The following is an 8,240-nucleotide window of genomic DNA, read 5'->3' as shown; positions in this document are numbered from 1 at the left end:
CACGGTGTTAGTAAGACTCCTGGAAGAACACCAGGTTGATAGGTTAGAGGTGTAAGCATGGTAACATGTTCAGCTGACTAATACTAATAAGTCGAGGGCTTGACCTTAATATATATAAAGCGTAAGCTTCAAGCGAAAGCGAGAAGATAAATTCACTGTGCAATTTTGAGAGAATATCTCATAAAGTGTATTGACAAGTTAGTAATAACTTGATATACTCTTAATGTAAGGATTATACCTTATAAATCTGGTGATTATGGCATGAAGGTAACACCCCTTCCCATACCGAACAGGTAGGTTAAGCTTCAATGCGCTAATGGTACTGCAGGGGCAACCTTGTGGGAGAGTAAGTCATCGCCAGGTCATGTATGGATCTTTAGCTCAGTTGGTTAGAGCTACCGGCTCATAACCGGTCGGTCCGGGGTTCGAATCCCTGAAGGTCCACCATACGGGGATATAGCTCAGCTGGGAGAGCACCTGCCTTGCACGCAGGGGGTCAAGGGTTCGATTCCCTTTATCTCCACCAAAAAAACAGTCCAATATGGACTGTTTTTTATTTTGTTTAAAATTAATCTGAAATTTAATTTTTTATAGATTTATAACAAAAAAAGTATTACAATATAACAGTAATAATATAATTTATTTGTGAAAGGGGTTTGATGATGTCGCTATATAGATTAAAGCAGTTTTACTGGTCAATGGTTTCTAAGATTAATGATGAAGATATAGATTTTCTTAAAATGCATTTAGAAACTTATGAATTGCAATTATTCCATCAATTACCTACTCATGAGCAAAAACACTCTATAAATGTAGCTAGAGATGTAAAATCAACTTGTAATCAAAGAGTATTACAATCAGGAAACTTGATAAAAGTTGCGCTGTTACATGATATAGGTAAAATATATAGTAATATGAATCCAATAGACAAATCTATAATGGTTATAGTAGATAATATAACAAATGGAAAAATTAAATTACATAAGAAGAGTAAAAATGTTAATATGTACTATAATCATGGAGATATAGGATATAATTTATTAAGAAAATATGGTTATGATGATAGGTTTTTGTTTTTAGTGAAAAATCATCATAACAATAATATAACGCAAGATATAGAATTAAACTTATTAAAAGAATGTGATGATAGAAATTAAGAAGCTAGTGAATAGTTTCTTTTTTATTACCATAATTTAGTGGTATAATTTAGTACTATAAGAAATTATTTCTAAAATATATAAAAAGTGATAGAATGTAATTAATACAAAAAATAGGAGGGGAAAATGAATTCAAAGCAAAGAAGAGAATATATTAAAAATTTATTAATTAAAAATAATGCTACATATAAAGGTCAGTTTTTAGCAGAGGAATTAGGCGTTACAAGACAAGTTATAGTAAAAGATATTGCAATTACAAGAGCAGAGGGAGTAAATATAATTGCAACTCCGGAAGGGTATTTAATACCCAATGAAGAAAGTAATTATGTGAAAAGAGTAATAGCTGTGGCGCATAGCCGAGATGACATATATAATGAGCTTGAATGCATTGTTAAGTTTGGTGGAATAGTAGAGGATGTAACCGTAGAACACTCTTTATATGGTGAAATAAGAGCAATGCTTATGATAAAAACATTAATGGATATTGAAAGATTTACAAAGAAATTTAAAGAGTTTAATGCACAGCCCTTATCTGCGCTAACTAAAGGAGTACATTTGCATACTATAAGAGCCGATAATGAGGAAATTATAGAAAGTATTATAAAAGAGCTAAAAAATAAAAATTATTTGATTTCTGATTAGTGTACCTTTAGATAATATAATTTAAATTAATCACAAAGGAGTGAAACTAATGGAAAATGTTGCGCTTTTAAAATGTATGGAATATGATGTTGATTTAGTAGAAAAAAAACTGCGACAAGGCTTTGAACTACTGGGTGGAAATGATTTTTTAAGAAAATTAATACCAAAGGATAGTAAGGTGCTTTTAAAGCCTAATATGTTAAGTATTGAGAATAAAGAATCACCGGTAGTAACTCATTATGTCGTTTTTGAAGCAGTTATTAGAATTATTATGGAATATTCTAATGATATTAGCTTTGGTGATTCACCTGGCTTTGGAGATTCAAGAAAAGCAGCAGAGCGTTGTGGACTTATGGAAGTTGCGAATAGATATGGAGTTAAATTTGAAGACTTTAAACAATCAGTGCATGTTAAATTAGATAATTCTATTTTATGTAAATCTTGGGATATAGCTAAAGCAGCTTTTGAGGCAGACGTTGTAATATCATTACCAAAGCTTAAAACACATGCTATGGCATATTATACTGGTGCTGTAAAAAATCAGTTCGGCTGTATACCAGGAACACAAAAGGCAACTTGGCATACAAGAATGCCTGATGCAAATAATTTTTGTAAGATGCTACTAGATTTGAATACTGCTGTTGGAACTAATTTTGCTATTTTAGACGGCATAATAGCTATGGAAGGTAATGGGCCCAAAAGTGGAAATCCATATAAGATGAATACTTTGATTATGGGAAAGTCTTTAACTGCGGTAGATTCTACTGCTGTTAGACTTATAGGTTATGACAACCCTCTAGATACACCTGTTTTAAAAGAGGCCTATGATAGCAAATGGGGAGTAGTGCTTCCGGGGGATATAAATATACTTGGTGAAAAATTGGAATCTATGAAAGCTAAAAATTTTAAACTTTGTAGAAAAGGAGGTAATTTCTATTTTATAAATCCAAAAGTAACTAATTTTCTAAGAGGAATGATAGCTCCAAATCCAACACTTATAATAGATAAATGTATAGGGTGTGGAAGGTGCAAGGAGGTTTGCCCAGAGAAACCATCGGCAATTGATATGGTAACACAAGGACACATATCAAATCCTAAATGGAACATGAATCAATGTATAAGATGTTTTTGCTGTCAGGAATTATGCCCAGTAGGTGCAATTGAAACTAAATATTCAAATTTAGGTAAATTATTATCAAAATTAGATAAGAGGTGATTGTTATGAAAAAAAACATGACTATAGCTATCATAATAGGAATTATATTAATAATAATAGCTTTTTTAGGTAATATAGTTAATTTAGCTATAAATATACAGTGGTTTAGGGAAGTAGGATATTTATCAGTATACTTTACTAAATTAACATGGATTTTAAAAATAATGGTTCCAGTATTCATAGTGTCTTATATTGCAATATGGACATATTATAAAGCTTTTAAAGTTAGTATTTTAAGATTCAAAAAAGTTGTTGAAGTAAATAAGAACAAAGAAAAATTGGAATATAAAATCAGTATTTTAATAAACATTATAATTTCTTGTATAATATCCATAAGCTTTTCATCTAACTATTGGTATAAAATACTTCAGTTTTCAAATGCTACAAGTTTTAACACCTTAGATCCATTATTTAAAAAAGATATTTCTTTTTTTATTTTTAAACTTCCATTAATTGAATCATTATATCAAATGTTCGTAATTTTGCTAGGCGTGATTGTAATCATTACGGTAGTAACATATCTTATACTAAATGCAAAGGATCATATATTAAGCATCAATAAAGGAAGTACATTTTCTAGATTTAAAAACTTTAATAACGGAATAACTAAATTTGCAGGAAGACAACTTGCTATAGTATCTTCACTAATATTATTGATGCTATCTTTGGGATATATAATAAAAGCATGGCAATTAGTATATTCGCCAAGAGGAATAGTTTTTGGAGCAAGCTATACAGATGTACATGTAACATTAAGGTTTTATCAAATAATAGCAGTAGCATCTTTTATCGCAGCCATAATTACGTTTATAAGCCTTATATCACATAAATCAAAACCAATGGTTATATCTATTATCGTGATTGCCCTACTAATATTTGGAGAAAATTTAGCATCAACTGGAGTTCAGAAATTTGCGGTTCAGTCAAATGAAAAAACTTTGGAAAAACCATATATTCAATATAATATAGATAATACAAGAAAAGCTTTTAACATTGATAACATAAAAGAAGTGCCTTTTGAAATAAAAAATGATTTAACTAAAGAGGATATTAATTCAAATAAAGATACTATTGATAATATAAAAATCAATTCTTTTAAACCAGCGCTAGAGTTTTATAATCAATTTCAATATATGAGATTTTATTATGGTTTTAATGATATAGATATAGATAGATATAATATCAATGGAAAGTACACTCAAGTGTTTATTGCACCAAGAGAAATTAATTTAAACTCACTAAAAGATAATGCAAACACTTGGCAAAATAGACATTTAGTCTATACTCATGGATATGGAGTGGTTATGAGTAAAGTGAATTCCGTAACAAGTGAGGGACAACCGGATTTTGTTATTAATAATATCCCCTTAGAAAATAAAACAGGTTTAAAATTAGATAATCCTAGAATATATTTTGGTGAAAGCACCAATGATTATAGTGTAGTAAATACAAAGATGGGAGAGTTAGATTACCCTAAAGGCGGAGAAAACCAAATGAACAACTATGGGGGGAAGGCTGGTATAGAGATGAATATGGCAAATAGAATTTTGTTTGCTATAAATAAAAAAAGCACTAAGTTTTTATTGTCTAACGATATAACCTCTAATAGTAAAATATTAATTAATAGAAATATAGTTGAAAGAGTAAATAAAATTGCTCCATTTTTAACATATGATAGCGATCCATACACTGTAATAAATGAAGGGAGATTATATTGGGTTATAGATGCATATACAACTTCTAATAAATATCCTTTTTCACAGCCAGAGAGTGGAGTGAATTATATTAGAAACTCAATTAAGGTTGTTATTGATGCAGTAGATGGAACCCCTAAATTTTATATAGTTGATAAAAACGATCCTATAGCAAATGCTTATTCCAATATATTTCCAAAACTATTTTCGGATTCAGAGTCAATTCCTAGTGGCATAAAAGAACACTTTAGATATCCAGAAGACATATATAATTTACAATCTAATGTACTCGGAAGATACCACGTAACAGATCCAGGAGTATTTTATAATGGAGATGATGTATGGTCTATAGCAACTAACCAAGTGAAGGTTGAGGGTAAAAAAGAGAAAAATGAGGCCTCTTACCTAATAATGAAATTACCAAAGGAAAACAAAGAAGAAATGGTTTTACTTGAATATTTCAACACAAAAGGCAGAGACAACATGGTAGCTTTACTGGGAGCAAGGATGGATGCTGATAATTACGGAAAAATGGTTTTATATAAATTTCCACCAAAGGAAACAGTATATAGCCCAGTACTATTTAAACAAAGGATGAATCAGGACACAATAATATCGAAAGAACTATCACTTTGGAATACCCAAGGTTCAGAAGTTCAATTTGGAGAAACTACAATTATACCAATTAAAAATTCACTACTTTATATAGAACCTATGTATTTGAGGGCTAAAGGTGAAAAAAGTATCCCAGAGATGAAAAAAATTGTAGTGTCTTATGGTGGTAAAATAATTTTAGCTAATAACATAGAGTCAGCACTCCAGCAGATATTTGATTATACTGATAAAAATAATGCGTCAAAAGTTGGAGTTAATTCAAATGTAGATACAAAAGTATTAGAAAATATAAAAATTGCTAAAGATTTATATAACAAGGCAATAGAATCTCAAAAGAAGGGAAATTGGACTGAATATGGTACATTTATAAAACAATTAGGTGATATATTAGATAAAATAAGTAAGTAAAATATATCTAAATTTATTTAACATAATGTAACTATATTAAAAAATTTATGTGTTTTATAAGTGATTTATATTACATTGTATCAGCATAAAATGATAACTTAGGGCATATATACTTATATGCCCTTATTTTTATGTTATAATTTCACTTAATTTATATAAAAATGAATAGAATAGAACGGATAAAGTATAAAACAAAGGAATTTGAAATAAAATGTCGAATATAATTATGTATACGAGAGTATGGGAGTATGAGGGGTATATTATGAAATATATAAACAATGATTTGTATAAAGATGGTAAAAGTTCATTATGTATAGGTACAGATGTTTTGAATATAAATAATTTACCTAAGATAATAAAAAAATACATTTATGATGCTCTTATAAACGGAGAAAAAATTATATTTTTTACAGATGATATATTCTATAAAAATATTGGAAAGAATTTTAACAGCGATGAAGAATTCATAAGGTATAATATAAATATAGGTAATTTCAAAATAAAAACATATAATATTACTGCATTTCATTATGAATATAAAGAATTTATAGACATTATAGATATTATTTCTGCCTCTAAACAAAAATTGAAGATAATATGGGATTTTAAAAATGTAATTAAAAGAGCTTATAAATTAGAAACTGTAATTAAATGTGTTGAAAAAATAATAGAGTGTTCAAAAGATAATGTTTCTAATATGGTTTATATTGAAAATAGTGGTTACAGCTTTAATAGGTTATATAGATTTACTGATTTATTTGAAAAATTAATTATTATAGACAGAAATAAAGAAATGGAATTTAGAAGCAAAGATGAAATAGAAAAAGCAATATGGATGCTTCAGTCTAATTCACAGTTAAAATATCAAAATAAAAATTTAGTTTTATTTAATGATGTTTTTTCTAATATACCTAAAAGTACGGATGAAAATGAATTCAAAAAAATTATAATGAGTAAAATTAAGGACGTATGTGATGTGGATTTTTGTATTTTAAGCAGTTCGCTTAAAGAACAAGAAAATATAATAGCTATGGATAGCTATTATGGAATAAGTAAGAAGCATAAGTACTACTTAGTTAATGACGCAGAAATAATTAAGTATATTAATAAATCCAATCAAATTATATCCAGGGATAATGTAGATATATTATTGAATTTAAGTGAAGTAGTGGATTCAAAATTAGCAGATAAATTCAAATTAATGGGCATAGTAAGCTATATGGCTATTGCTGTAGAATATTATGATATCGCTAAAGGAGTAATATGGATAGGCAGATATGAAAATAATAGAGAGCTTTCTAAAAATAATATAGAACACTTAAAATCAATATGTAAAACAGCTTTTTATTTAATTCAAGAACAAAAAAGATTTTGTGATATGCAAAATAGACTAATACAAAACGAAAAACTAAAAGCTATGGGTGAAATGGCTGCAGGAATAACTCATGACATTAATAATATACTTACGCCAATTTTAGGATCTGTTCAACTTTTAAAGGATACAGTTCAGGAAAAAGAAAATTTAAAATTACTTAGTGTTATCGAAATTTGTGCTTATGATGGAATGAATATAACTAATAAAGTTAAAAAATTAACAAAGAAATATAATGATGATGATTTTCAGACATTTAGTATAGATGGTGCAATAAAAGATGCAATAGACTTAACTAAAAGTAAGTGGCTAACTGAAAGTGTTTTTAAAGGCATAAAAATAAACATAATCAAATCATTAAAATCTAATGAAATAGTAAAAGGAAATATAACAGAAATAAGAGAGGTATTTATAAATATAATAACAAATGCCGTAGATGCTATGCCAAAAGGTGGCACAATTGAGGTTATTACAAAAAACAAAGATAATAGAGTTATTATAGAAATAAGAGATAATGGAATGGGAATGAATATAGATATTCAAAAGCGGATATTTGAACCATTCTTCACAACCAAAGGTAATAATGGTTCAGGGCTTGGATTAAGTATTTCTTATAATATAATACTTTCACATAGTGGAAGCATGAAAATTGAAAGCGAAGAAAATGTAGGAACCTCTTTTATTGTTAAACTACCTATATGTGAAAACATGGTTAAAAATTATGATGAAATATCAAGGAATGTAATAGAGTTTCAGGGGAATGTTCTAATTATTGATGATCAAGAGCAAGTAAGAAATGTTGTTGCTAGTATGATAAAGTCAATTGCAAAATGTAAAATAAAAACCTGTGGATGTGAAGATTTAGATTCAGAGTTAAATAGAAGAAAATATGATATAATAGTTTGTGATTTTACTATGCCAATTATTAATGGATTACAAGTGGCGCAAAAAATTAAAGAGATAAATAAGCATATATATTTTTGTCTTATGACAGGTTGGGTGGGCTCTTTTGACGATCAAGAAATGGATAATGTTGATTTTGTTTTAAATAAGCCTATAAATAAAGACAGTTTAAAACAAATGTTTTTTGATTATAAGGCTAGCTTTTAATTTTCTTGCACAAATCGTGCCTCTTT

The 8,240-nt window shown here is 28.3% G+C and carries 5 protein-coding genes, 2 tRNA genes and 2 rRNA genes; all 9 read left to right on the top strand.

Going from position 1 to position 8,240, the window contains the following annotated elements; all coding sequences use genetic code 11:
• Nucleotides 1-107: ribosomal RNA gene (locus tag Ctaglu_RS25790) — 23S ribosomal RNA — on the top strand; the annotation flags it as partial.
• A 139-nt stretch (nucleotides 108-246) separates the two neighbouring features.
• Nucleotides 247-363, top strand: a 5S ribosomal RNA gene (rrf, locus tag Ctaglu_RS22230).
• A 7-nt stretch (nucleotides 364-370) separates the two neighbouring features.
• A tRNA-Ile gene (locus Ctaglu_RS22225) sits at nucleotides 371-447 on the top strand.
• Nucleotides 448-450: 3 nt separating this feature from the next.
• Nucleotides 451-526: transfer RNA gene (locus Ctaglu_RS22220), tRNA-Ala, on the top strand.
• A gap of 136 nt (nucleotides 527-662) precedes the next feature.
• Nucleotides 663-1,157 (top strand): HDIG domain-containing metalloprotein, encoded by a 495-nt coding sequence (locus Ctaglu_RS22215; protein ID WP_125005866.1) that lies wholly within the window; start codon nucleotides 663-665, stop codon nucleotides 1,155-1,157.
• A gap of 126 nt (nucleotides 1,158-1,283) precedes the next feature.
• Nucleotides 1,284-1,799: a transcription repressor NadR gene (locus tag Ctaglu_RS22210; RefSeq protein WP_125005862.1), complete on the top strand. Its 516-nt coding sequence runs from the start codon at nucleotides 1,284-1,286 to the stop codon at nucleotides 1,797-1,799.
• A gap of 49 nt (nucleotides 1,800-1,848) precedes the next feature.
• On the top strand, nucleotides 1,849-3,015 hold the full coding sequence (locus Ctaglu_RS22205) for a DUF362 domain-containing protein (RefSeq protein WP_125005860.1): 1,167 nt from the start codon (nucleotides 1,849-1,851) through the stop codon (nucleotides 3,013-3,015).
• A gap of 5 nt (nucleotides 3,016-3,020) precedes the next feature.
• The gene (locus Ctaglu_RS22200) at nucleotides 3,021-5,732 is read left to right on the top strand and encodes a UPF0182 family protein (protein WP_125005858.1); all 2,712 of its coding nucleotides are present in this window, start codon (nucleotides 3,021-3,023) and stop codon (nucleotides 5,730-5,732) included.
• A 262-nt stretch (nucleotides 5,733-5,994) separates the two neighbouring features.
• Nucleotides 5,995-8,214 (top strand): hybrid sensor histidine kinase/response regulator, encoded by a 2,220-nt coding sequence (locus Ctaglu_RS22195; protein ID WP_185732915.1) that lies wholly within the window; start codon nucleotides 5,995-5,997, stop codon nucleotides 8,212-8,214.
• The last annotated feature ends 26 nt before the right edge of the window (nucleotides 8,215-8,240 follow it).

Origin of the sequence: Clostridium tagluense (assembly GCF_003865095.1) — a bacterium.
GTDB classification, from domain to species: domain Bacteria; phylum Bacillota; class Clostridia; order Clostridiales; family Clostridiaceae; genus Clostridium_AD; species Clostridium_AD tagluense.
Note: the sequence above shows the minus strand (reverse complement) of the source record. Positions and strands in the feature narration are given on the sequence as shown.

What these genes read in the sequence shown, in the direction of transcription:
- Ctaglu_RS22215 (WP_125005866.1), top strand. Translation starts at nt 663, where the DNA reads ATGTCGCTATATAGATTAAAGCAGTTTTACTGGTCAATGGTTTCTAAG.
- Ctaglu_RS22210 (WP_125005862.1), top strand. Translation starts at nt 1,284, where the DNA reads ATGAATTCAAAGCAAAGAAGAGAATATATTAAAAATTTATTAATTAAA.
- Ctaglu_RS22205 (WP_125005860.1), top strand. Translation starts at nt 1,849, where the DNA reads ATGGAAAATGTTGCGCTTTTAAAATGTATGGAATATGATGTTGATTTA.
- Ctaglu_RS22200 (WP_125005858.1), top strand. Translation starts at nt 3,021, where the DNA reads ATGAAAAAAAACATGACTATAGCTATCATAATAGGAATTATATTAATA.
- Ctaglu_RS22195 (WP_185732915.1), top strand. Translation starts at nt 5,995, where the DNA reads ATGAAATATATAAACAATGATTTGTATAAAGATGGTAAAAGTTCATTA.